Source organism: Pseudonocardia sediminis (genome assembly GCF_004217185.1).
Classification (GTDB): Bacteria; Actinomycetota; Actinomycetes; order Mycobacteriales; family Pseudonocardiaceae; genus Pseudonocardia; species Pseudonocardia sediminis.
This window is the reverse complement of the sequence record NZ_SHKL01000001.1, coordinates 463,904-486,219: the sequence shown is the minus strand read 5'-3', so window position 1 is coordinate 486,219 and position 22,316 is coordinate 463,904. Positions and strand designations below refer to the sequence as shown.

The window sequence follows — 22,316 nt, the reverse complement described above, 5'->3', positions numbered from 1 at the left end:
TCTGCGATCACCCGCTCGGGTGTCCTAACGTTCCACGATGACCACCGAGCCGCGACCATCGGCACCGGTGCCCCCTCCGCGGGAGGCACCGGCGGCACCGGACGCGGACCAGGACGGCGAGCACATGAGCGACACACCGAACACCGGGCCCGGACTGCCGCCCGGCGCCCTCGCCGGGCCGGCCGGTGCGCTGCCCGCCGCCCAGGCCGGTGCGTTCCCGACGACCGCCCCGGACGGCACCCACGCCCGGCAGATCCCCCCGGCGCTGGCGCTGGCCACCGGCCTGGCCTGGCGCGGCCTGCTCCTGGCAGCCGCGGTGGCGGTACTGCTGTGGGTCGTCGCGCAGCTGTCGCTGCTGGTGATCCCGGTGGTGATCGCACTGATCCTGGCCGCACTGCTGAGCCCGGCGGCCCGGCTCGTCGGGCGCGTCCCGTACATGCCGCACGCGGTCGCCACCGGGATCGTGGTGATCGGGGGCCTGGCCGTGTTCGGCGGGATCCTCTGGCTCGTCGTCGCGGCGTTCCTCAACGGACTCCCCGACCTGTCCACCCAACTCGGACAGAGCTTCGTCGCGTTGCAGAACTGGCTGTCCAACGGACCGCTGCACGTAGACAACCAGCAGCTCAACGCCGTCACCTCGAGCGCCCTGAGCACGCTGCAGCGCAACCAGGCCGAGCTGGCGACGAACGTGCTCGGCGCCGTCGGCACGGTCGGCGAGATCGCGACCGAAACGCTGCTGACCCTGTTCGTGCTGGCCTTCTTCATCCACGACGGCGGCCGGATCTGGCGCTGGATCCTCTCGGCGGTCCCCCGGGCCGCCCGCACCCGCACCGACATCGCCGGACGGCGGGCGTTCGCCTCGCTGGTCGGCTACACCCGGGCGATCGTCGTGGTCGCCGCCGTGGACGCGATCACCGCCGGCGTCGGGCTCTGGCTGATCGGCGTCCCGCTCGCGGTCCCGCTCGCCACGCTGATCTTCTTCGGCGCGTTCATCCCGACCCTCGGCGCCGTCGTCACCGGCATCGTCGCCGTCCTGATCGCGCTGGTCACCGGCGGCTGGGTGGACGCCCTGCTGGTCGCGGGCCTGCTGCTGCTCGTGCAGAACATCGAGGGCTACGTCCTGCAGCCGCTGCTGCTCGGCCGGTCGGTCAAGCTGCACCCGCTGGCCGTCGTGCTGCCGATCGCCGGTGGGCTGATCCTCGCCGGGATCCCCGGGGCGCTGCTCGCGGTCCCGCTGGTCACGCTGGCCGACGCGAGCGTCCGCTCGATCAACCGGGCGTCGGACAAGTGGCTGGCCGATCCCTCCACGATCGACCCGCTGGACCCGCGCTCCGCCCGGCCGGACAACCATCCCGAGATCTCCGGCGCGACCTGAGCCGCTGAGCCGTCGCGCACAGTTTGACGCGTCGCAGGAAAGGAACTCCTGCAGGAGTGCGCCACCGCGACCGGATCTCCGGCCCGCACCATCGGGCGCGATTCGGAGGGGCACGTGACGTCACAGAAGAGCCGCAGACCGCAGAGCCTGACCGGGGTGCACCGGGTCGGCAGCGGGCTGCTCGGCGTCGGCTTGCTGATCTTCGGTGTGCTGGGGTTCTCGGACCAGCTCAACTTCTTCTCCACCACCGGCACGCCGATCCTGGGCCTGGCCACGAACGTCCTGCTCTCGGGCGGCTCGGTGGTGCTCGGCCTCGTCCTGATGGCGGCCGCGATCCGCGGCGGCCGGCTCGGGTGGATCGCGAGCGTGGCGATCGGCGCGTTGTTCGTGCTCTCCGGCGTCGTGCACCTCCTGATCCTGAACACGTCGCTCAACGTGCTGTCGTTCCGGGTGTCGAACGTCGTGTTCAGCCTGGTGGTCGGCGGCATCCTGCTCGCCCTCGGGATCTACGGGCGGTTCAACACCGGCACCCCCGTCGACTCGCCCGACCGGGACGGTGGCGACGGACGGCCGAAGCAGCCCGAGGACAACCGTCAGATGCTGCCCGAGGGCGCCGACGAGATCACCGCGACCGTCGAGATGGCCGAGGCCGAGCGCGCTGTGGCCGCCGGGACCGGGACCTCCGCCCAGCGCCGCGGGGTCGCGTCGATGGACGGCCATCGCGACACCGAGAGCCGCCGCGCCGCGTGGCGCGGGGTGCCGGGACCGGAGGACGCGCCGGAATGAGCACGTCCGTCCGGCCGGAGCCGGTCCGGCCCGTCCCGCCGGAGCCCGTGCGGTGGGCGCTGCTGCACCAGCACTGGGCGGACGTGGTGTTCCTGCACTGGAAGGTCGACCCGGACGTCGTCGCACCGCTGCTCCCGCCCGGCACGACACCGGACCTGCACGACGGCGGCACCTGGGTCGGGCTGATCCACTTCCGGATGCAGCGGCTCGGGTTCGGCCCGCTGCCCGGCATCCCCTGGCTGGGCTCGTTCGCCGAGACCAACATCCGGCTCTACTCGGTCGACACCGAGGGCCGGCGCGGCGTGGTGTTCCGCTCTCTGGACGCGGAGCGTTTCCTGCCGGTGCTCGCCGCCCGCGGGGTCGCCGCGCTGCCCTACAACTGGGCGCCCAGCCGGGTCGACGGCCGGGTCGCCGAGGGCGAGGAGATCTCCTACCGCACGGTGCGCCGGTTCCCCGGCCCGCGCGGCGCGTTCAGCCGGACCCGCGTGCGGACCGGGGCCGCGATCGCCGAGCCGGACCCGCTGTCGCACTTCCTGACCGCCCGCTGGGCACTGCACACCCGCCGCCCGCTCGGCACGGTCCGCTGGCCCAACGACCACCCGCGCTGGGACCTGCACACCGCCGAGCTGCTGGACCTGGAACAGGACGTCGCGGCCGCAGCCGGCGTGCCGGGCATCGACCGGGCCCCGGACAGCGTGCTGAGCTCGCCGGGACTGCCCGTGCGCTTCGGGCCGTGGCACCGGCTGCGCAGGTCAGCGCCGGGGGCGTAGCCCGTCGGAGACGATCTCGACGTAGCGGGACCGCTGCCGGGTGTCGTCGCGCTCGGGGGCCTGGCCGAGCAGCATGAACAGGTCTTCGATCGTGACGTCGTCGCGCATGTCCCCGGCGGCCTGCGCGTCGCCGACCAGGGCCTCGATCGCCGCGAGCGCCCGCGCCGCGCCGCCGCCGTCCGGGGCGGGGTGCCGCTCGGCGTCCATGCCCAGCAGGGCGACCGTCTGCCGGACCGCACGGCGTGCGCTGTACCCGTCGGCGACGGCGGTGAGGAACCCGGCCAGCTCGTCCCAGGCCGACCCGCCGTCCCGCGCCCGTCGCAGCGCCTCCTCCGCGAGCTCGGCGACCCGCCCGACCGACTCCTCCACCACCGCGTCGACCAGCGCGGTCTTGGTCGGGAAGTGCCGGTAGATCGTGCCGACGGCCACTCCCGCGCGGGCGGCGAGGTCGTCCATCCGCACGTCCGCGCCGTCCCGGGCGACCAGCTCCCGCGCGGCGACGACGATCTGCTCACGGTTCCGCACGGCGTCCGACCTCACATGGACAAGATGAACCATCACTCACTATCGTGGCAAGCTGAACGTCGGTTCACTTACGAGCCGCCACCGTCGGGCAGGAAGGTCGTCGTCGACATGCCAGCCGCACCGCGCATCGTGGTCATCGGATCCGGGGTCGCCGGAATCCTCACCGGTATCGAGCTGCGCCACCGCGGCCTGACCGACTTCACGATCCTGGAGAAGGCCGACACGCTCGGCGGGACCTGGCGCGACAACGTCTATCCCGGCGTCGCCTGCGACGTGCCCGCGCACTACTACAGCTACTCGTTCGAGCCGAACCCGAAGTGGACACACCGCTTCGCCTCCGGTCCGCAGCTGTGGGACTACTTCCACCACACCGCGGACAAGTACGGCGTCACCGGGCACATCCGCTACGGCGTCGAGGTCGCCTCCGCCCGCTGGGACGGGCACGCCTGGGAGCTCACCACGACCGGCGGCGAGCGGATCGACGCCGACGTCGTCGTGTCCTGCACCGGCCGTCTGCACCACCCCTCGACCCCGGACATCCCCGGGCTCGACGACTTCGCCGGCCGGGTCTTCCACTCCTCGCGCTGGGACACCTCCGTCGACGTCGATGGTGCCCGGCTGGGCCTGATCGGCACCGGGTCCTCGGCCACCCAGATCACCGCCGCGCTGGCCGAGCGGGTCGGGCACCTGGACCTGTTCCAGCGCACCGCGCAGTGGATCTTCCCGATGCACGACGCGAAGATCCCCTGGTGGCGGCGCCTGATGCTGCGCATCCCGGCCGTCGGCCGTCGCTACCACGACTCGATCGAGGAGTGGGTCAACGAGATCGGCCGCGCCGCCACCGGCGACCCGAAGGCCGCCGCGGAGCGTCGCAAGGTCTGCGAGGACGCGCTGGCGCAGGTCCGCGACCCCGAGCTGCGGGCCAAGCTGACCCCGGACTACGAGGTCGGCTGCAAGCGCCTGGTCATCTCCGGCACGTTCTACGACGCCGTGCAGCGACCGAACGTCGACGTCGTCACCGAGGGGATCGAACGGGTCGAGGCGGGCGGGGTCCGCACGTCCGACGGCGTGCTGCACGAGCTCGACGTGCTGGTCCTGGCCACCGGGTTCCACGCCGACGCCTACCTGCGTCCGATGCAGGTCACCGGCGAGAACGGGATCGGCCTCGACGAGATCTGGGCCGACGTACCGATGAACTACAAGTCGGTCGCGCTGCCGCACATGCCGAACTTCTTCCTGGTCAACGGGCCGTTCTCGCCCGGCGGCAGTGCGTCGGTGCTCTCGATCATCGAGACGCACGTCGCGTACGTGATGCAGCTGGTCGACCGGATCGTCGCCGAGGACGTCGCGCTGGCCCCGGACGCCGAGCGCAGCGCCGAGCTGCTCGCCGGGATCCGCGAGCGCGCCTCGGCGACGGTCTGGGGGACCGGGGGCTGCAGCAGCTGGTACCTCGACCGCAACGGCGTCCCGCTGGTCAACCCGATTCTGCTCGACGACCTCAAGACCGACATGGAGCACCCGGTGCGCGAGGACTTCGTCGCCACCGCACGCTGACCCCTGCCGAGGAGGAGAACCCGCATGGGCATCATCAGCACCGCATCCGAGACCGCGTTCACCGAGTCGCCCGAGGCGATCTACGACGTCGTCACCGACCCGCGGAACTGGCCGAAGGCCTACCCCGGCAGCGGCGCGATCGAGGGCGTCGACACCCTCCCGCTGCAGGTCGGGGACACCTGGAGCGAGTCGGGCGTCCTCGGCGACCTGCCCGTCCGCTACACCTGGCGGCTGATCACCGCGGTCCGGCCCACGAAGTGGGTGTTCCAGTCGATCGACCTGCTCGCCCAGAACCACGACGGCACGGGCGGGTTCCCGGGCGTCACCACGATCGCGTACACGTTCTCCTCCCCCGGCTCCGGTGTGACGCTGTTCCACCGGTCGATGACGACCGAGGTCAGCAAGCACGCCGCGATCCCGGACCAGGTCGTCCTGGCCCACCAGCCGGGTGCGATCGACGCCTATCACGACGCGATCGGGAAGCTCCTGCAGCAGTAGCGGATCGGTCGAGAGAGGACACGGGCCGCCCGTGCGGGAGCGCGGGCCCGGCCCTGTCCTGACATCCTGGACCGGTGCAGGCGACGCGATCGGCCGTCCTCGTCGCGACCGCGACGGTGATCGTCTCGCTGCTCGCCGCGTGCGGCTCCGACCCGGAGCCCACCGCCCCGGCGGGCGCCCCGGCCCCGGCCGCCCAGCCGACCCGGACCCCGACGCCGGCCGTGCCCGCGTCGGTCTCGGCCGACCGGCTGGCGGGGCTGCGCGACCGGGTGGTGCCGCCCACCGGCACCGGGCGGCTCGTCGTCCCCCCGGGCTCGACGCCGGCACCCCGGCGTGCCCGGACGGTGCCGGTGCGCGTCGAGGTGGAGCAGGGCGTGCACGTGGACCCGGCCGTGTTCGCGACGTTCGTGACGACCACGCTCAACGACCCCCGCAGCTGGGGTCACGACGGCTCGGTCGGGTTCGCCCGCACCGCAGGCGACGCGCCGTTGCAGGTCGTCCTGGCCAGCCCGGCGACCACCGACCGCTTCTGCGCCCCGCTGGACACCAACGCCGCACTGTCGTGCCGCAGCGGTCCCCGCGCGGTGATCAACGCGGCGCGCTGGGCGAACGGGACGCCGGAGTACGCCTCCGACCTCACGGCCTACCGGCGCTACGTCGTCAACCACGAGGTCGGGCACTGGCTGGGTCACGACCACGTGACCTGCCCGGGACGGGGCAGACCCGCCCCGGTGATGCAGCAGCAGACCCTCGGCCTCGACGGCTGCGCCCGGAACTCCTGGCCGGCCCCGTAGGCCGGGTGGCGGCCTACCGCCGCATCTCCCGGTACGGGATCGACGTGCCACGGTCTTGACGGACCGGCCGCCGGGGTGTGGTGTCGGTCTCCCCGGGCGTCGACGGCCGGGGTCGACGACTCAGCGAGGTGGGCAATGGCGCTCGACGCACAGGCACAGACACTCCTGGCCGCCATGGAGGCGCAGGGGATGAAGGACTTCTCCGAGATGGAGGTGGCCGAGGCCCGGGAGGCCGCGCTCGCGTTCATCGGTCTCGAGGGCGAGCCGGAGGACGTCGCGGACGTCGCCGACCACACCGTCCCCGGCCCGGCCGGTGACATCCCGGTGCGGGTCTACCGTCCCGCCGGTGACGGCCCGCACCCGGTGCTCGTCTACTTCCACGGCGGCGGGTGGGTGATCGGTGACATCGAGGTCGCCGACAAGCCGTGCCGTTCGCTGGTCAACACGCTGAACGCGGCCGTCGTCTCCGTCGGGTACCGCAAGGGGCCCGAGGACAGGTTCCCCGCCGCGCCGGAGGACTGCTACGCCGCGACCGTCTGGGTCGCCGACAACGCCGCGTCGCTGGGCGTCGACCCCGCCCGCATCGCGGTGGCCGGGGACAGCGCGGGCGGCAACCTCGCCGCCGTCGTCGCACAGCAGACCGTGCGCCGCGGCGGGCCCGCGCTGGTGCACCAGCTGCTGATCTACCCGGCCGTCGACGCCGGTGGCGAGTACGCCTCGCGCGTCGAGAACGGCGAGGGCTACCTGCTCACCAAGAGCGCCATGGACTGGTTCTACGACCACTACCTGCGCTCACCGGCCGACATCGAGGACCCGCTGGCATCCCCGCTGCGTGCCGACGACCTGGCCGGGCTGCCGCCGGCGACCGTCATCACGGCCGGGTTCGACCCGCTGCGCGACGAGGGCGCCGCCTACGCGAAGGCCCTGAACGCGGCCGGGGTCTCGGCCGACCACCAGCACAACCCCTCGATGATCCACGGGTTCTGGTGGATGATGGGCGCGATCGAGCACACCCGCAGCTCCTACGACCAGGCCGGGGCCAACGTCCGCGCGGCGTTCGGTACCTGAGACCTGTACCCGTGCGAGGCCTACTCGGCACCCGGGCCGGGTAGGTACCTCGTATGAGCCCGAAGAGCGAGATGCCCGACGATCCGCAGCGAAACCCGGAAGAGGCCGTCGACGCGCTCGAGGAGAAGGTCTTCGGCTCGACCGCGGACCAGGAGCGCGACGACGAGGCCGACCCGGCCGCGGAGAACACCGACGACGCCGGCACGACTCCGGTCGCGGACGAGCCCCCGGCCTGACCCGGGTTCAGCTCGGCCGGGGCTCAGCTCGGCCGGGGGTCTGCGACGCGGCGGGTGTGCACGTCGACACCGTCGCGGGCGTGTCCCCCGGCCAGCTCGGCCGCGCTCGCGCAGGCGTGGGTCCACATGACCAGCTGGATCTCCTTCGCCACCGGCAGCCGGTTGTAGAGCAGGTGCGACACGACGTCGCCCGGCCTCGCCCACGACTCGATGTCGAACCGCAGCAGGCCGTCGTCGTCGAGTCCGGTGCGGAACTCGATCTGGCCCGCCTCCAGGTGCCCCTGCAGCGTCGCGAACCGGAACGAGCCGGGGTCGGCCGCGACGATGCGCACCGGTCCGTTCCAGGGACCGGGCATGCGGATGAGGAACTCGTCGCCGGCGTCGAGGCCGTTGCGGTCGCCACGGGTCTGCCGGAACACCGCGAAGTCCGGGGCCCACCGGTTCGGGTCCCGCTTGAGCTCGGTCATGAGGTCGACCGGGCCGATCCGCGCGCCCTCGATCCGCACCGAGTAGCGACGGTGCAGCAACGGGCCGTAGCCCTGGCCGGCGGGCTGGATCCGGCCGTCGTCGGTCTCCGGCGGGAGTTCCGGTGGCATGTCGGACGCGTCGCCCGTCTCCTCGCTGCGGTACACCCGGACCCGGGGAACACGTACTCCAGGCCCGTCGTGACGAGTGCGAGCGGCCAGCGGAGCACCGCGCAGATGCGGGTGTCGCGGCGGGTGCCGGTGATCACGACGGGAGCCGCGACGGTCCGGCGCCGGAGTGGGATCCGAGAGAGCTCCGGTGCGATGTCATCCCTCAGGGGTACCCGGTTCCGGCCGTGCCAGTCCTCGACGGCCGGACGAGACGCGCGGTCGCCGTTCGCGTTGCAGGTCCGCGCGGGTCGTGCGACGGTTTTTCCTGGTTCCACCGGGTGTCGGTGGAACGATCTCACTCGTCGACCGGTCACGTCCGAGACCGGTCCAGCCGCCCGGGACCCGGCGGCCGTACGCCCCTCTCGACCTGCCGTGCCGTGACGCGCACCTGTTCCGGGTGGCGCGCCGGACCGGTCGACAGGGCTTGACCCGTTCCGTTCGCAGAGACAGGTATCCCGTGTCCGATCGCACCCGTCCTCCGTCAGAGCAGACGACGCCCGCCGGCGGCCGCTCCGGCCGCATCACCATGGCCCGCCCGCTCGACGTGACGACATGACGACCCGCGAGCCGGCCCACCCCTCCGAGGGCGGCACGAACCCGGAGCCCGAACGCCCGACCGGTGTGCTCGGGCGTCTGGGCGCGGTCCTGGCTCTCACGGTGTGTGCGTTGTTCGCCGTCGTCGGGGCGGTCGCCCAGCCGGCGGCCGGGCTCGTCACGTTCGTCGTGTTCTCGATGATCGTGATCGGGCCGCTGCTCGGGGTCCTGCTGCACCAGGGCGGGTCCGACCGGTGGTCGGCGACGGCGGCCGGGGCGATGGGCGTCCTGGCCGCGGTGGGGATCTTCCTCGTCGTCAGCGGGATCGTCATCGTGTTCGGGCAGGCCAGCGCGGCCCTGTTGCCGCTCGCGCTCCTCGCGGTCGCGACCTGGGCGTGGATACGGCGACGCCGTCTCCTGGCCCGGGTGACGTCCGCGATCGGCAGCGCCGGGACCTACGCCCGTGCACGGGCCGCCGGCCCGGCGCGCCGTCCGACTCCCGTGCCGCCCACCGTGACACCGCTCCCGACGATGCCGTCGCCCGTCCCGTCCCCCGGTGGCGTCATCAGCACCGCGCGTCTGTGCCGCACCTGGCGCGAGAGCTACTGGCTCCTCGCCGAGCTGCCGCCCGGGCCGGCCCGCGACGAGGTGCTCCGACGCCGCGGCCTGCTGCTCGACGAGCTCGAGCGCCGCGACCCCGTGGGGTTCGGAGCCTGGCTGGCCTCGGTCCCCCGCGCCGGCACCGATCCGGGCCACTACCTGCGCTGCGCCTGACGCCGGTCCCGCCGCATGTGGATGAGCGGGAACTCCCGGCCGTCGGCGTCGACCGGGGACCGCCCGGTCGGGATGAAGCCGCGTGCCAGGTAGAAGGCCCGTGCCGACGGGTTCTGCTCGTTGACGTCGAGGGTCACGTTCATGTGCGACGCGGCCGCACCCTCCAGCAGGGCCGTCCCGACGCCGCGTCCGTGCACTGCCGGGTCGACGAACAGGGCTTCGACGTGGCTGCCGTCCATCCCGATCCACCCGACGGGCTCGCCGTCGATCTCGGCCACCGTGACGTCCAGGGCGGGCAACGCGTCGTCGCGGACCTGGTCCTGCAGGAGGTCGACGACGTCGGCGCCGAGGAAGTCATGCGTCGCCTCCACCGCGCGGCGCCAGATCCGCAGGAGCACGGCGTGGTCGTCGGCCGTGGCCGGTCGGCGAACGGGGACGTCTCTCATCCGACCGATCATTGCAGCGACGGCCCGGTGCAGGTGGCCTCTTCGTCTCGTCGCTGATCGGCCATCGCGAAAGGCCACTCGTCGGCGCAGGATGGGGACGTGTACGTGCCCACCCACTTCGCCCCGACCGACGACGACGTGCGGGAACTCCTGGCCCACCCCGGCGCCGCGGACCTGGTCACCTCCGGCCCGGACGGCCTCGACGCCACGATGCTGCCGCTCGTCCACGACGCCGGGACAGGGACGCTGCTCGGCCACGTCGCGCGCAACAACGACCACTGGCGGCGTGCCGACGGGCAGTCCGCCCTGGTGATCGTCCGCGGTCCGGACTCCTACGTCAGCCCCGCCTGGTACGCCTCGAAGGCCGAGCACGGCCGGGTCGTCCCGACCTGGAACTACGTGACCGCCCACGTCCACGGCACGGTCACGATCCACGACGACGTGGACTGGCTCGACCGTCTCGTCCGCCGGCTGACCGACCTGCACGAGACCGGACGGACGGACCCCTGGTCGGTCGACGACGCGCCGCCGGCGTTCTACCGGGGCCAGCTGCGCGCGGTCGTCGGCGTCGAGGTGCGCATCGAGCGGATCGAGGCCAAGTTCAAGCTCAGCCAGAACCGTCCCGCCGCCGACATCGACGGCGTCGTGGCCGGCCTGCGGCCGGTGGGCGACGTGCGCGGGTCCGCGGCGGTCGCGGCGCATCGGCCCTGAGCGAACGCCGCACCCTGAATCGGCGGAGCCTTCTACGGTCGGGCCATGACCGACAGCCTTCGTGCGGCCGAACACCGGCTCCAGGCCGCCCAGCTCGCCTCCGACATCGCGGCGCTGGACGAGCTCCTCCACGACGACGTCGTCTTCACCGGCCCGGACGGCTCCATCCTCACCAAGGCCGACGATCTCGGCGCGCACCGCAGCGGGCAGCAGGTGCTGACCCGTGTGGACGAGGAGGACCTCCGCGTGCTCGTCACCGGGACCACCGGCGTCACCTGGTTCCTGGGCTCCGTCGCCGGGACGATCGGTGGTCAGGAGTTCGCGGCGCGACTGCGCTACACCCGGACCTGGGCCCACGACGACTCCGGCTGGAGGATCGTCGCCGCTCACGCGAGCGTGATCCAGGGCGGGTGACGCCTACGCCCAGCGCTTCACGAACTCGGCGGCCGCGGCGTTCACGACGTCCGGGTTCGATGCGCTGAGGAAGTGCTGTCCGCCCTCGACGATCCGCAGCTCGGCGTCGGCGGAGCTGACGAACCGCGTGATCTCGTCCTGCGCGTTGGCCACCGAGTACACCTGGTCGGCCGTGCCCTGCAGCCACAGGACCGGACACCGCACGCTGTCCAGCCGCCCGTGCAGACCGTCCCGGTCACGCAGGTTGATCGTGCTGATTCGGAGCCGCCGGCGCCCGGCGTCACCGGCGTAGTTCCGTTGGTGCGCCGCGTGCCAGAACGAGCGCTCGTCGGGCGAGACGTCCTCGCCGAGCCCGGCACCGAGGACGGCGTCGACGAACTCGCCCGGGACGACCCAGTCGTCGCCGACGGGCTCGGCGAGGGCGTCGATCGACGGGGTGCAGAAGTCGATGCCGTCCCAGCACCCGAGCTCATGGCTCCGCGGGCTCTCGTCGTCCATCGAGGTGCCGAGCGGGAGGATCCCCTTCACGACGCCGGGGGCGAGCATCGCCATCCGGGCGGCGACCCAGCCGCTCTGCGACGTTCCCAGGACGAAGGCCTCGGAGATGCCCAGTGCCTCGAGGACCTGCAGGTCGGCGATCGCGCTGTCCCAGTACGTGAAGTGCTCGTACCCGGCACGCGTCTCGCCGTGGCCGTAGAGCTCGATGGCGAGCAGGTTGGCCGTCTGCGCGAGTGCCGGATCCGCGAACTGGGGCCGGTACAGCTCGACCGACGTGCTGAAGGAGTTGATCAGGACCAGCGTCGGGAGCGAGGAGTCGTAGGGCTCGCCGAACCGATAGCCGATCGTCGAGCCGCCGAGATGGGGCACGTCGACCGTGCGGACGTCGCTGCTCATGAGCTCTCCCTCGAGTCGGGCGACGGGAGGCCATCGTGATCCCGACGCCGGAGAGGGTCAATGACACCCGCCGCGTCCCGTCACCGGCGCTCACTCGTGGCGGCGTGCGTACCGAAGCCGCATCACGCCGCCCGGGTACTGCTCCGACTCCGTCAGCGTGAGCAGGAATGTCGACCCGGAGCCGTGGAGCGGCACACCGTCGCCGAGGAGCGAGGGCGCGACGAACAGCTCGAGCTCGTCGAGCTGGTCCGCAGCGAGGAGGCCACGCACCAGGGCGACGCTCCCCCAGACCAGCGCGATCCTGCCGTCGCCGGCCCGGTGCTCCTTGGCCCACGCCACGCCGTCGGCGACCACCTCGCAGGGTGCGTGGTCGCCCCACGGGGCCTCCTCCAACGTCGTCGAGCAGACGACCCGCGCGGCTTCGTTGAGGTACGGCGCCATCTGGTGGTCGACGGTCGGCCAGACCTCGCGGAACGACTCGTAGGTCCGACGTCCGAGGAGCAGCACGTCGACGTCGTCGAGCAGGCGCATGTTGTGCCGCTCGCCGGGCTCGATGCTCTCCGGCGGAGCGGTGGCGAAGAGGTCGAACTCCCCGTCCGGGCCGGCGACCATGCCGTCGACGGAGATCCAGAGCTGGGCGAGGACGCGTGCGGACATGGTCCGTCCTTTCGGCGTGGGTGACAGGCCCGTTCAGGACGGGCGCGGCGCGAAGACCCGGAACGGGTTGCCGTCCGGATCGGTCATCTCGATCCACCGCACGCCGCCGTCCTCGTGCTCGTTCTTCCGCAGGCCACCGGCCCTCTCAGCCCGGTCGGCGATCTCCCGCCATCCGTCCTCGTCGTCACGAGAGAGATCGAGGCCGACGCGTGAGGGCTCGTCCCCGACGGAGTCGTCGCGCTCGAACATCCACGTGACCGGGGCGATCTCGTGGTCGAAGTCGAGCATGACGAGGTCGTCGGTCGAGTGGGCCGAGATCGGCAGCTCCATCACCTCGGCCCAGAACGCTCCCAGGCGACGGGGGTCCCTCGTCCGGAACGCGTACATGCCGACCACCGGCCGAGAGCTGGACGTGTCACTCATGCGATGTCCCTTCGTAGGCCCGCCCGATGCGGGTCGCTCCTACGGGGTGGACCGCCCGGCAACCCGTTACTCATCGGTCGATCTCCGGCTCCGTTCGTACGTTCCGTCTTCGGGTCATCAATAGTGGCGAACAGCCCGTAACGGACACGTGCCCTACCCGATCTATCGGCGTGACCACTCCGCAGAAGCCGAAGCGACGACTCCTCCGCCGGACATGGCCGCTCCTTCTCGGCGGCCTCTTCCTACTCGTCCTCGCCGCGCCGATGATCCTCCCGGCCGGCGTGCTCTTTCCACTGTCCCCTGCTCAGGTGATCTCCGAGCGGGACTGGCAGATGATCGCCAAGGACCCCGAGTCCAGCGAGGGGAAGCGGGTCGTCGTCTACGGACGCATCACCCAGTTCGATGCCGCCACCGGACGTACCAGCTTCCGCGCCGACGTGCGAGGCACGCCGTTCCCTTCCGACGAGAATTACCCGGACGGCATGGTCAACACGATTCTCGACGGCAGCGAATCCGACCTCCTCCCTCTCGTGGAGGGCGACGTCTTCCGGGCTGAGGCGACGGTGACCGATGCCACGACCTACGACACGCAGATCGGCGGACAGACCGTGGCGCCACACCTCGACGTCACCGCGATCGAACGATCGATCGACTAGCACCCGGAATGCTGCCGCCGACCTGCGCGAACTGGCCGGAGCGCGCGCAGCCCGGGAGGACTCCCGAGCGGGCGGGGATAGCTTCCGTCCGTCCGAATGATCACCGGGCGGCGGGAAGAGGGATCCTCTCTCGCTCGAGGAAAAGGAGGAGTCAATGAGTCAGCGAATTCGGTTGTTCGTCGGAGGCGCGGCGCTCGCGATCGGTGCATCGATCGCCGTCGCCACCCCCGCTTTCGCAGAGACGATCGGGACCTTCGACAGCTACGACCAGTGCGTCAGGATCGGCGCCGACACCGTGAACGCGCCGGGAGGCGCGTCACGATACGAGTGCATCGGCAACGGCAACCCGGCGAACGACTCCACTCGGTGGACCCTCAACGTCCACTGACGTCGCCTTCGGGACGATTCTCCGGGCAGTGCACGGCAATTCGGGCCTGCACTGCCCGGATTCCGGACGAGCACGGATTCACCGTCTGGATCGTGCGTATCGATGCCGCGGGCGGGCGGTGCCCCGTTCGAGCCGGGCCCGCCCTGTCGTTGTACATCTCGCCCGCCTCGATGCTGACCGCCCCGGACTGGACCGCGCCGCTCCCACGGACTCGACCAGAGCGGGCAGCGAACGAAGAGTGCTCTCCACGCCGGGAGAGGCTTGTGGCAATGCGTCCCGGTGGATCGACACGAGACCGACCTCGACGAGCAACGATCTTCGTGACCGTGACCAGCTCGAATGGTGGGCCCCGTGGGAATCGAACCCACAACCCGCGGATTAAAAGTCCGCTGCTCTGCCGATTGAGCTAGAGGCCCCCGCGGCCGCTCCTGCCGCCGCTCAAGCCTACGGGGGCGGGCGCCGACGCGGGGATCGAGCACCACCTCATCGTGGCTCTTGCGGTGACCGGGGCGTCGCGAGCGACGAGACTCGTGGTCATGACCGCCCGTCGTCCGTCCGTCGTCCGGATCGCCGCTCTCGTCCCGGCCGTGGCCGTACTGCTCGGGGCCGTCGTGGCGGGCTCCGCATCGGCTGCACCGCAACAAGATCAGCAGGACGGGCCGACGCGGAGCTACCAGGTCTCGGCGACGTTCTCCGCGTCCGGACGACCCGCCGTCACCTATGACCCGGCGCGGGTCCCGGTGGGGGCGAACGTGTCGGTGGCGGCGCAGTCGGAGAACGGCACCACGATCACGACGTTGCAGGTCCGGGGCCTGCGACCGAACACCGTCTACGGGGCGCACGCGCACGTCGCGAACTGCGGGGTGACCGGCGATGTGGCCGGGCCGCACTTCCAGTTCCGGCCGGACCTGGTGCAGCCCAGCGTCGACCCCGCCTTCGCCAACGCGCAGAACGAGATCTGGCTCGACCTCACCACCGACGCCGAGGGCGCCGGGCGGGCTCAGAGCACCGTGGCCTGGGTGTTCCCGGCCGACCGGCGCGCGAAGTCGGTCGTCCTGCACGACATGGCCACGATGACGGCTCCCGGGAAGGCCGGGACCGCGGGCGGGCGCTCGGCCTGCGTCGACGTCAAGTTCTGAGCTCTCCGGAACGGCGACCGGGAGGGCTCCCCGGCCGTCGCACCTACGGTGCTGCCCTCGCCGTCGACGAGGAGGAGCAGGAGATGCGCATCGTGGGGATCGCGGCTCTCGGTCTGGCCCTGACCTGCGCCGGATGCGGCGGCGGTACCACCGCGGTGGGCGAGCGGGCGGTATCCGCGGACCCCGTACCCACCTCGGCCACACCGGCCGGGCCGGCGTTCGACCCGTTGACGGTGGCCCCGCGGTTCCAGCGGGAGTTCCTGTTCGTTCCGGCGGCGCTGTCGGAGTGCGGGGGTACGACCGTGACGGCGCGGTGCCGGGCCGGGGCCGACGAGGCCGTGGCCCTGATCCCCCGGATCCGTGCCGCGATCGCGGAGCAGCCCCGGCGCGAGCGCTACGGCGGCCTCGGACCGGACCTCGACGGTGTCGAGAACGCCGCCGTCGCTCTACGACAGGACTGCCTGCCCCCGGGAGCCGACACCGAACCCGGGTACTGCGACACCCTCGTGTTGCTCTCGTCGCTGGACCTGTCCCGGCTGGAGGACGCGCTACGTCGCGCCGACGCCCGCTGATCCGTAGGGACAGGCGGCCCCGGTCTCGGGCAGGGTGAGCGGGTGATCAGGAGACCGGGGTGAGCCCGGAGGCCCTCGTCCTGGGCCTGTTGAGCGCGGTGCGGGCGACGCCGCTCGCGATCGTCTACGCGCTCCTGCTCTCCCCGCACCCGCGGCGGCTGGTCGGCGCGTACACCATCGCGGGGCTGGCGGTGAGCCTCGTGCTTGGGCTGGCGGCCGTCGCGGTGTTCGACGGGTCGTCGCAGACCACCGAGCAGACCACCGGCCGGTACGTCGTCGACCTGGTCCTCGGCCTCGGCGCGCTCGTCTACGCGGTGGGCTACGGGAGCGGCCGTCTCGGCAACCGGAAGCCGGCCGACGCGGAGAGGAAGCCGGTTCCCGACGGCCGGCTCGGCGAGATGTTGCGGACGCCGACGACGTCGGCCGCGGCGTCCGCCGGTGGGATCACGAACCTGCCGGGGCTGTTCTACATCGCGGGCCTGGTCGCGATCCTGGAGACGAACCCGTCGCCGGTGAACGGCGCGTTCCAGGTCGTCGTCTACAACGCACTGCGCCTGGCGATGCCGATCGCCGCCCTGGTGCTGGTGACGCTGCGTCCGCAGGGCACACGTCAGATCGTCGACGCGGTCCGGGACTTCGGGGTACGGAACAAGCGGGTCCTGGTCACCGGGTTGTTGCTGGTCGTGGGCCTGTACCTCGCGGGCAAGGGACTCGGCGGGCTACTCGAACGGGTGACGGGCTGAGTCCAGGATGTCCGGATCCGGCACACTCCCGGACCATGGTCACCCGACGCGCCGTCGCGCTCCGTCTCGCCGTTCTCGCCCCCGTCGCCGGCCTGCTGGTGGGCTGTGGGGGCTCCGAGCCCGCCGACGCGCCGGCCGGGCAGTCGCAGGAGAAGGAGGTCTCCGCCTCGTTCACCGACGGCGGCGTCCAGGCGGTCACCTACGACCAGGCGAAGGTGCCGGCCGGCTCCGGGGCCACCGTGAAGACCGGCTCGGCCGACGGGAGGACGACCACGACGCTGACCGTCCGCGGCCTGCTGCCGAACACCACCTACGGCGCGCACGCGCACGTCAACCCCTGTGGTTCGACGGGCGACGCGGCCGGGGCGCACTACCAGTTCAACCAGGACCCGGTGAAGCCGAGCGTCGACCCCGCCTTCGCCAACCCGCAGAACGAGATCTGGCTCGACCTCACCACCGACGCCCAGGGCAACGGCACCGCGACCAGCACCAACGAGTGGGTCTTCCCGGCCGACCGGCGCGCGCAGTCGGTGATCATCCACGAGATGGCGACCATGACCGCACCGGGCAAGGCCGGGACCGCGGGCAAGCGACCGGCCTGCATGACCGTCCCGTTCTGATCGGAGTGATGCAGCCCGCGGGCGGGTGACCCCGGGCGGGCGCACGCGCGCGCCACGCACGGGGGACAATCGGTCCCGTGACCGTGCAGGACATCGTCCGCGACCAGCGGACGGACACCGGACCCGCCGCCCGCGACCGCGTGCTGCCGCCGTTGCGCATCGGCCCCTTCGAGGTCGGTACGCCGGTGGTGCTCGCGCCGATGGCGGGCATCACCAACCCCGGCTTCCGGCGGCTGTGCCGTGAGCAGGGCGCCGGGTTCTACGTCTGCGAGATGATCACCTCACGCGGTCTGGTCGAGAAGAACCCGCTGACCCGCCGGATGATCGCGTTCGACGCCGACGAGTACCCGCGCTCGATGCAGCTCTACGGCGTCGACCCGGTCGCGATGCGCACCGCGGCGAGCATGGTCGCGACCGAGGACCTCGCCGACCACATCGACCTCAACTTCGGCTGCCCGGTCCCGAAGGTCACCCGCCGCGGCGGCGGGGCGGCGCTGCCGTTCAAGCGCAAGCTGTTCGAGCGGATCGTGCGGGCCGCCGTGGAGGGCGCGAACGGGCGTCCGGTCACGGTGAAGATGCGGATCGGGATCGACGACGACCACATCACCTACCTCGACGCCGGCCGCATCGCCGTCGACGCCGGGGCCTCGGCCGTCGCGTTGCACGCGCGCACCGCGGCCCAGCGCTACTCCGGCACCGCGGACTGGTCGGCGATCGCCCGGCTGCGCGAGCACGTGCCGGCGGGGACTCCTGTGTTGGGCAACGGGGACGTCTTCAGCGCCCAGGACGCGCTGGACATGGTCGCGCGGACCGGTTGCGACGGCGTCGTGGTCGGCCGCGGGTGCCTGGGACGGCCGTGGCTGTTCGGGGACCTGGAGGCCGCGTTCGCGGGACGCCCGCTGCCCGCGCCGCCGAACCTCGGCCAGGTCGCGACGACGCTGCGCCGTCACGCCGTCCTGCTCTGCGAGCACATGGGCGACCACAAGGGCATCCGCGACGTCCGCAAGCACATCGCCTGGTACCTCAAGGGCTTCCCGGTCGGGCCGGAGGTGCGGCGCAGCCTGGGCATGGTCGCGAGCATCGGTGAGCTCGACGACCTGCTCGCCACCCTGGACCCGGACGAGCCGTTCCCGGCCGACGCCGACGGCCCGCGCGGGCGTCAGGGCTCGCCCGGGCGGGTCGTCCTGCCCGAGCACTGGCTCGACGACGCCGAGGACGAGACCGTGCCGTTCTCGGCCGAGGTGGAGAACTCGGGCGGCTGAGCGGAGCTTGCGGAGCGAACACCGGCGCTGAGCGGAGCCTGCGGAGCGAACATCGGCGCTGAGCGGAGCCTGCGGAGCGAACATCGGCGCTGAGCGGAGCCTGCGGAGCGAACATCGGCGCTGAGCGGAGCCTGCGGAGCGAACATCGGCGCTGAGCCGGGGCCAGACGGCGCCGCGGCGACACGCGGTGGCGGTCCGAGGGACACGCGTTCGGGTGCCGTGCACCGTGATCGCCTCAAGAACCCCATCCGCCACGCCGACATCAGCAGCAACGGCAGGAGGTGAGCGATGACGGACACGGCATGGACGGTGCGCGGGCTGGTGCGCGCCGCGCGTCGCGCACCCGGCCGGGCGCCGGAACGGACGCGGCCCGCGGCACGACCCGGGACCGACGTCCCGGAGACCGACGACCCGTCGGTCGCCTCCGGCACCCCCGCCTCCCGCGCGGCGCTGCACACCGCGGCCGCCGAGCGCCTGGCCGAGAGCGGCCGGTGGGAGCCCGCCTACCGGCACCTGCGCGAGGCCGTCCGGCTGCTGCACGGCCAGCACGTCGTGCCGCGCAGCCCGCAGGAGGAGATGGAGCGCCTGCGCCGCGCGCACGCCGAGGCGCACGAGCAGAGCCGCCGCGACAGCCTCACCGCCAGCTACAACCGCCGCTACCTCGACGAGCGCCTGGCCGCGCTGCTCGGGGAGTCCGCGACCGGCACCGGGCTGTGCGTGGCACTGGCCGACATCGACCACTTCAAGCAGGTCAACGACACCCACGGGCACCAGTTCGGCGACCGGGTGCTGCAGCGGATGGTCGTCGAGCTCGGGCGCGGGCTGCCCGAGGGGGCGTTCTGCGCCCGCTACGGCGGCGAGGAGTTCGCGCTGGTCCTGCCCGGGGAGAGCCTCGACGACGGGATCGCGATCAGCGAGGCCGCACGGGACCGGATCGCCACCCACGACTGGTCGTCGATGCACCCCGACCTGAAGCTGACGATCAGCATCGGGGTCGCGCACGCCGAGGTCGCCACGGCCGAGGTCGACCCGCTGATCGGCGACGCGGACCTGTTACTCTACACGGCGAAGCAGGCCGGCCGCAACGCCGTCGCCTTCCGTCGCGAGGCCGGGGGCCGGGTGGAGCTGGCCGGACCGGCCGCCGGTCGCCGATCGGTACCGCAGCCGGCCGACGCCGGTACCGGGACGCCGTCGCACTCCGAGGCTCCGTAAACTTCTCCCCGACGGCAGCGGTCGCAGGACCGGTCGATCGGCCGTGCGGGTTCCCCCATATGCCGCACGCCGATCGTGCACATGGCGGCCGCGCAGGAGGAGGTATCGGTGCAGGACGGCCCGGACGACGGCGCACGCCGGTCCCGCCGTACCCGCACCGACGACGGCCGCACGCCGCCGGACGACCGTCCCGCCGCTGATCACCCCGCTCCCGACGACCCGTTGTTCGGGCCCCTCCCCGGTGGCGACGACGCGGACCCGCCGGAGGCCCGGCCCCGCCGCCGCGCACCGGAGGCTCCGGCCGCACCCACACCGTCGATGGACGGCGGTCGCGCCACACCTCGCGGGAGCGGGCGCCGTCGCACCGAACGCGGCGCCGAGCCCGCCGGCCACGGCCCGGCGGAGGCCCGGAGCCGCCGCACGCCCTCCGCCCCTCCCGGACCCGTACCGCCGGGTCCCGGGTCGTCGGGCCCGACGCCGCTCGCCCCGGCGGGTGCAGGGTCGACGGGGCCCGGATCGCCGGGACCCGTGCCGCCCGGGGCCGCGCCCCGGACACCCGGCTCCGCCCGTCCCCCGGTCCCGGGGTGGCCCCCCGGCCCCGCTGCGGACGCGCCGGACGCCCGGCGGAACCCCGCCGCGCCCACCGGGCGTCCCCGCTCCGCCGAGCGCACCGACGCACTGCCGTCGGTGACGCCGCGCCCGGACGGCCCGTCGACTCCCGCCGGCCCGGCTCCGGACCGGACGGGAGCCCCGGCCGGACGGACGACGACACCCTCCGGGTCCCGGACCTCGGGCAGCACGCCGCGCCCGGCCGAGGGACTCCGCTCCCCCGACGCGCCCCGCTCCGCCGATGCTCCCCGCCCCGCCGAGGACGTCCGTTCGGCCGACGCTCCGCGCACCGGATCTCCGCGCTCGGCCGCTCCCGACCCCGCACCCCCGCGACGGCGTCGCTCCCGGGTGGACGCCCGCGCCACCGAGGTGATCTCGGCGATCATGCCGCGGCGTCGCGCGAAGCGGGAGCAGGACGTCGTCCCGCCCGAGGCGGAGGCCGAGCCCCCGACCGGCGCCGTCGCACACACCGCCGGGGAGCCGCAGACCGCCCGCCGCTCCCCCGCCGCGCCCGCGGACGCCACGCCGGAGACCGCCACGCCGGAGACCGCCGCACCGGAGACGTCCGCGCCGGAGACCGCCGCCGCGAGCTCGGCCGAGGAGCCGCCGGAGTCCGGATCGGCACCGTCCGCGGAACCCGGCATCGACGAGCCCCCACCCCGCCGCGGTACGACGGCGGTGCGGATCGCCGCGGCCGTCCTGGCCGCGCTGGTGCTCGTCTCCACCGCGGCCGGGTTCGCGAACCGCAACACCGTCGACGGCGGGATCGTCGACGTCGACGCGCTGGACCCGGGCTCGGACGCGATCTCGCAGCGCGCCGTCCAGGCCGGCGACGAGAACGTCCTCGTCCTCGGCCTGGCCGCGGACCGGCTCCGCGAGCCGGAGGGCGCCCGGACCGACACCGCCGTCCTCGTGCACATGCCGGCCGGCGGCGGACCGGCCGTCACGCTGTCGATGCCGGCCACCCTCGAGGTCGCCCGGCCCCCGTGCCGGCGGTGGGACCCGGCGAACGCGAGCTACGGCGGCTCGGTGCCGGCCGAGTCGCGCACCACGCTCAGCGCGGTCTACGACGTCGGCGGGCCGGCCTGCGCGGTCGGTGCCGTCCAGCAGCTCACCGGGCTGCTGCTGACCCGCTTCGTCGCGCTCGACCTCTCCGGCGCCGACGCGCTGGTCTCGGCCGTGCGCGGCGTCCAGGTCTGCACCGAACGGCCGGTCATCGACCGCGCGCTCGGCCCGGTCGTGATCCGCGCGGGGAGCACGACCCTCACCGGCAGCGACGCGGTCCGGTTCGCCGGCGCCGCGGCCGTCGTCGACGACACCTCGCCCGCCAACCGGATCCAGCGCCAGCAGCGGGTCCTGGCCGACGCGATGGGACAGGCGCTGTCGACGTCGACGCTGCTCACCCCGGGCGCGCCCACGCGGATCTCGCAGGCGCTGTCCCGCTCGCTGATCACCGACGACGCCGACGCCGCCGAGGTGCTGACACTGGCCCGGTCGCTGAGCCGCGCGGGCACCGCGGGCGACGGCAGCACGCCGGCGTTCCTGCCCGTCCCCGTCAACGAGCAGCCGAACACCCGCGGGCACATGGAGCTGCGCCGCGGCGACGCCGAGGACCTGTTCTCCGCGATGCGCAAGCACGAGCCGCTGCCCGAGGAGATCACGGCACCGGCCCAGCGCGCCGCGGCCAGCGCCCTGCCCCAGGGCGTCAGCATCGACGTGCTCAACGCGGCCGGGCGGGCCGGTCTCGCCGGACAGGTGGCCGACTCACTGCGAGCTCAGGGGTTCCGGGTCGGCGACGTCAGCGACGCCCCGGAGTCCCCCCAGACCATGGTCCGGTTCTCCCCGGACCGCGCCGACGTCGCCGGACGGCTCACCGCGAGCCTCCCGGCCGCCGTCCCGGCACCCGACCCGGCGTCGTCGTCCACGGTGCAGCTGGTGCTGGGGTCGGGGTTCACCGGGCCGGTCACGGTGCCCGCGCTGCAGCCCTCCGACGAGGCCGTCGACTGCGGCTGAGCCGCCCA

26 protein-coding genes and 1 tRNA gene are annotated in these 22,316 nt (G+C 73.1%); 20 read left to right on the top strand and 7 right to left on the bottom strand.

Features of this window, described 5'->3' with window-relative positions; genetic code table 11:
• Window positions 1-124 precede the first annotated feature (124 nt).
• From EV383_RS02425 to EV383_RS02415, 3 genes are all read left to right on the top strand, one after another.
• A complete protein-coding gene (locus EV383_RS02425; protein ID WP_130288396.1) occupies window positions 125-1,375 on the top strand; it encodes an AI-2E family transporter in 1,251 nt (416 codons plus the stop codon).
• 114 nt (window positions 1,376-1,489) lie between these two features.
• Window positions 1,490-2,161: a DUF4383 domain-containing protein gene (locus EV383_RS02420; RefSeq protein WP_165438206.1), complete on the top strand. Its 672-nt coding sequence runs from the start codon at window positions 1,490-1,492 to the stop codon at window positions 2,159-2,161.
• Window positions 2,158-2,931 carry a YqjF family protein gene (locus EV383_RS02415; RefSeq protein ID WP_130288394.1) on the top strand — a complete coding sequence of 258 codons (774 nt, stop codon included), beginning with the start codon at window positions 2,158-2,160 and terminating at the stop codon, window positions 2,929-2,931. The genes EV383_RS02420 and EV383_RS02415 overlap by 4 nt, the downstream gene beginning before the upstream one ends.
• Here the strand turns inward: EV383_RS02415 and EV383_RS02410 are convergent.
• Window positions 2,914-3,456 (bottom strand): TetR/AcrR family transcriptional regulator, encoded by a 543-nt coding sequence (locus EV383_RS02410; RefSeq protein WP_165438205.1) that lies wholly within the window; start codon window positions 3,454-3,456, stop codon window positions 2,914-2,916. The two genes, EV383_RS02415 and EV383_RS02410, sit on opposite strands and share 18 nt — an antisense overlap.
• Before the next feature lie 108 nt (window positions 3,457-3,564).
• On the opposite strand from EV383_RS02410, the gene EV383_RS02405 reads away from it, so the two are divergent.
• The 5 genes from EV383_RS02405 to EV383_RS02385 all read left to right on the top strand — a co-directional run bounded on the left by EV383_RS02405 (window position 3,565) and on the right by EV383_RS02385 (window position 7,606).
• The gene (locus EV383_RS02405; protein WP_165438204.1) at window positions 3,565-5,010 is read left to right on the top strand and encodes a flavin-containing monooxygenase; all 1,446 of its coding nucleotides are present in this window, start codon (window positions 3,565-3,567) and stop codon (window positions 5,008-5,010) included.
• 24 nt (window positions 5,011-5,034) lie between these two features.
• On the top strand, window positions 5,035-5,508 hold the full coding sequence (locus tag EV383_RS02400) for an SRPBCC family protein (RefSeq protein ID WP_130288391.1): 474 nt from the start codon (window positions 5,035-5,037) through the stop codon (window positions 5,506-5,508).
• A gap of 74 nt (window positions 5,509-5,582) precedes the next feature.
• On the top strand, window positions 5,583-6,302 hold the full coding sequence (locus EV383_RS02395; protein WP_130288390.1) for a DUF3152 domain-containing protein: 720 nt from the start codon (window positions 5,583-5,585) through the stop codon (window positions 6,300-6,302).
• Window positions 6,303-6,437: 135 nt separating this feature from the next.
• Window positions 6,438-7,370 (top strand): alpha/beta hydrolase, encoded by a 933-nt coding sequence (locus tag EV383_RS02390; RefSeq protein ID WP_130288389.1) that lies wholly within the window; start codon window positions 6,438-6,440, stop codon window positions 7,368-7,370.
• Between the two features lie 53 nt (window positions 7,371-7,423).
• The gene (locus tag EV383_RS02385) at window positions 7,424-7,606 is read left to right on the top strand and encodes a hypothetical protein (RefSeq protein WP_130288388.1); all 183 of its coding nucleotides are present in this window, start codon (window positions 7,424-7,426) and stop codon (window positions 7,604-7,606) included.
• A gap of 23 nt (window positions 7,607-7,629) precedes the next feature.
• Here the strand turns inward: EV383_RS02385 and EV383_RS02380 are convergent, their stop codons facing one another.
• On the bottom strand, window positions 7,630-8,202 hold the full coding sequence (locus EV383_RS02380) for a DUF1990 family protein (protein ID WP_130288387.1): 573 nt from the start codon (window positions 8,200-8,202) through the stop codon (window positions 7,630-7,632).
• A 591-nt stretch (window positions 8,203-8,793) separates the two neighbouring features.
• On the opposite strand from EV383_RS02380, the gene EV383_RS02375 reads away from it, so the two are divergent.
• The gene (locus EV383_RS02375; protein ID WP_130288386.1) at window positions 8,794-9,549 is read left to right on the top strand and encodes a hypothetical protein; all 756 of its coding nucleotides are present in this window, start codon (window positions 8,794-8,796) and stop codon (window positions 9,547-9,549) included.
• Here EV383_RS02375 and EV383_RS02370 read toward each other — a convergent pair.
• Complete coding sequence (locus EV383_RS02370; RefSeq protein ID WP_130288385.1) at window positions 9,531-9,995, bottom strand: GNAT family N-acetyltransferase; 465 nt, start codon at window positions 9,993-9,995, stop codon at window positions 9,531-9,533. The two genes, EV383_RS02375 and EV383_RS02370, sit on opposite strands and share 19 nt — an antisense overlap.
• Window positions 9,996-10,094: 99 nt before the next feature.
• Here EV383_RS02370 and EV383_RS02365 point away from each other — a divergent pair, with 99 nt between their 5' ends.
• Both EV383_RS02365 and EV383_RS02360 read left to right on the top strand, forming a co-directional pair.
• The gene (locus tag EV383_RS02365) at window positions 10,095-10,706 is read left to right on the top strand and encodes an FMN-binding negative transcriptional regulator (RefSeq protein WP_130288384.1); all 612 of its coding nucleotides are present in this window, start codon (window positions 10,095-10,097) and stop codon (window positions 10,704-10,706) included.
• Window positions 10,707-10,751: 45 nt separating this feature from the next.
• A complete protein-coding gene (locus EV383_RS02360) occupies window positions 10,752-11,120 on the top strand; it encodes a nuclear transport factor 2 family protein (protein WP_130288383.1) in 369 nt (122 codons plus the stop codon).
• A gap of 3 nt (window positions 11,121-11,123) precedes the next feature.
• Here EV383_RS02360 and EV383_RS02355 read toward each other — a convergent pair whose 3' ends face one another.
• The 3 genes from EV383_RS02355 to EV383_RS02345 all read right to left on the bottom strand — a co-directional run bounded on the left by EV383_RS02355 (window position 11,124) and on the right by EV383_RS02345 (window position 13,094).
• Window positions 11,124-12,014 (bottom strand): alpha/beta fold hydrolase, encoded by an 891-nt coding sequence (locus tag EV383_RS02355; protein WP_130288382.1) that lies wholly within the window; start codon window positions 12,012-12,014, stop codon window positions 11,124-11,126.
• 90 nt (window positions 12,015-12,104) lie between these two features.
• Window positions 12,105-12,671 (bottom strand): dihydrofolate reductase family protein, encoded by a 567-nt coding sequence (locus EV383_RS02350; protein ID WP_130288381.1) that lies wholly within the window; start codon window positions 12,669-12,671, stop codon window positions 12,105-12,107.
• A gap of 33 nt (window positions 12,672-12,704) precedes the next feature.
• Window positions 12,705-13,094 carry a VOC family protein gene (locus EV383_RS02345; RefSeq protein ID WP_130288380.1) on the bottom strand — a complete coding sequence of 130 codons (390 nt, stop codon included), beginning with the start codon at window positions 13,092-13,094 and terminating at the stop codon, window positions 12,705-12,707.
• A gap of 170 nt (window positions 13,095-13,264) precedes the next feature.
• Between EV383_RS02345 and EV383_RS02340 the strand changes: the two genes are divergently transcribed.
• Window positions 13,265-13,750, top strand: coding sequence for a hypothetical protein (locus EV383_RS02340; protein WP_130288379.1), 486 nt, complete (start codon window positions 13,265-13,267; stop codon window positions 13,748-13,750).
• A gap of 154 nt (window positions 13,751-13,904) precedes the next feature.
• Entirely contained in the window at window positions 13,905-14,138 is a 234-nt protein-coding gene (locus EV383_RS02335; RefSeq protein ID WP_130288378.1) for a hypothetical protein, read from the top strand.
• Between the two features lie 340 nt (window positions 14,139-14,478).
• Here the strand turns inward: EV383_RS02335 and EV383_RS02330 are convergent.
• Window positions 14,479-14,554: transfer RNA gene (locus EV383_RS02330), tRNA-Lys, on the bottom strand.
• A 120-nt stretch (window positions 14,555-14,674) separates the two neighbouring features.
• Here EV383_RS02330 and EV383_RS02325 point away from each other — a divergent pair.
• The 7 genes from EV383_RS02325 (at window position 14,675) to EV383_RS02295 (ending at window position 22,308) form a co-directional block, all read left to right on the top strand.
• Window positions 14,675-15,277 carry a superoxide dismutase gene (locus tag EV383_RS02325; RefSeq protein WP_130288377.1) on the top strand — a complete coding sequence of 201 codons (603 nt, stop codon included), beginning with the start codon at window positions 14,675-14,677 and terminating at the stop codon, window positions 15,275-15,277.
• An 83-nt stretch (window positions 15,278-15,360) separates the two neighbouring features.
• Window positions 15,361-15,849 carry a hypothetical protein gene (locus EV383_RS02320; RefSeq protein ID WP_130288376.1) on the top strand — a complete coding sequence of 163 codons (489 nt, stop codon included), beginning with the start codon at window positions 15,361-15,363 and terminating at the stop codon, window positions 15,847-15,849.
• 59 nt (window positions 15,850-15,908) lie between these two features.
• Window positions 15,909-16,592, top strand: coding sequence for a GAP family protein (locus tag EV383_RS02315; protein ID WP_130288375.1), 684 nt, complete (start codon window positions 15,909-15,911; stop codon window positions 16,590-16,592).
• A 35-nt stretch (window positions 16,593-16,627) separates the two neighbouring features.
• On the top strand, window positions 16,628-17,212 hold the full coding sequence (locus tag EV383_RS02310) for a superoxide dismutase family protein (RefSeq protein WP_130288374.1): 585 nt from the start codon (window positions 16,628-16,630) through the stop codon (window positions 17,210-17,212).
• A gap of 200 nt (window positions 17,213-17,412) precedes the next feature.
• The gene (gene dusB, locus EV383_RS02305) at window positions 17,413-18,474 is read left to right on the top strand and encodes a tRNA dihydrouridine synthase DusB (protein ID WP_242623396.1); all 1,062 of its coding nucleotides are present in this window, start codon (window positions 17,413-17,415) and stop codon (window positions 18,472-18,474) included.
• Between the two features lie 288 nt (window positions 18,475-18,762).
• Entirely contained in the window at window positions 18,763-19,686 is a 924-nt protein-coding gene (locus EV383_RS02300; RefSeq protein ID WP_130288372.1) for a GGDEF domain-containing protein, read from the top strand.
• A gap of 957 nt (window positions 19,687-20,643) precedes the next feature.
• A complete protein-coding gene (locus EV383_RS02295; protein ID WP_130288371.1) occupies window positions 20,644-22,308 on the top strand; it encodes an LCP family protein in 1,665 nt (554 codons plus the stop codon).
• The last annotated feature ends 8 nt before the right edge of the window (window positions 22,309-22,316 follow it).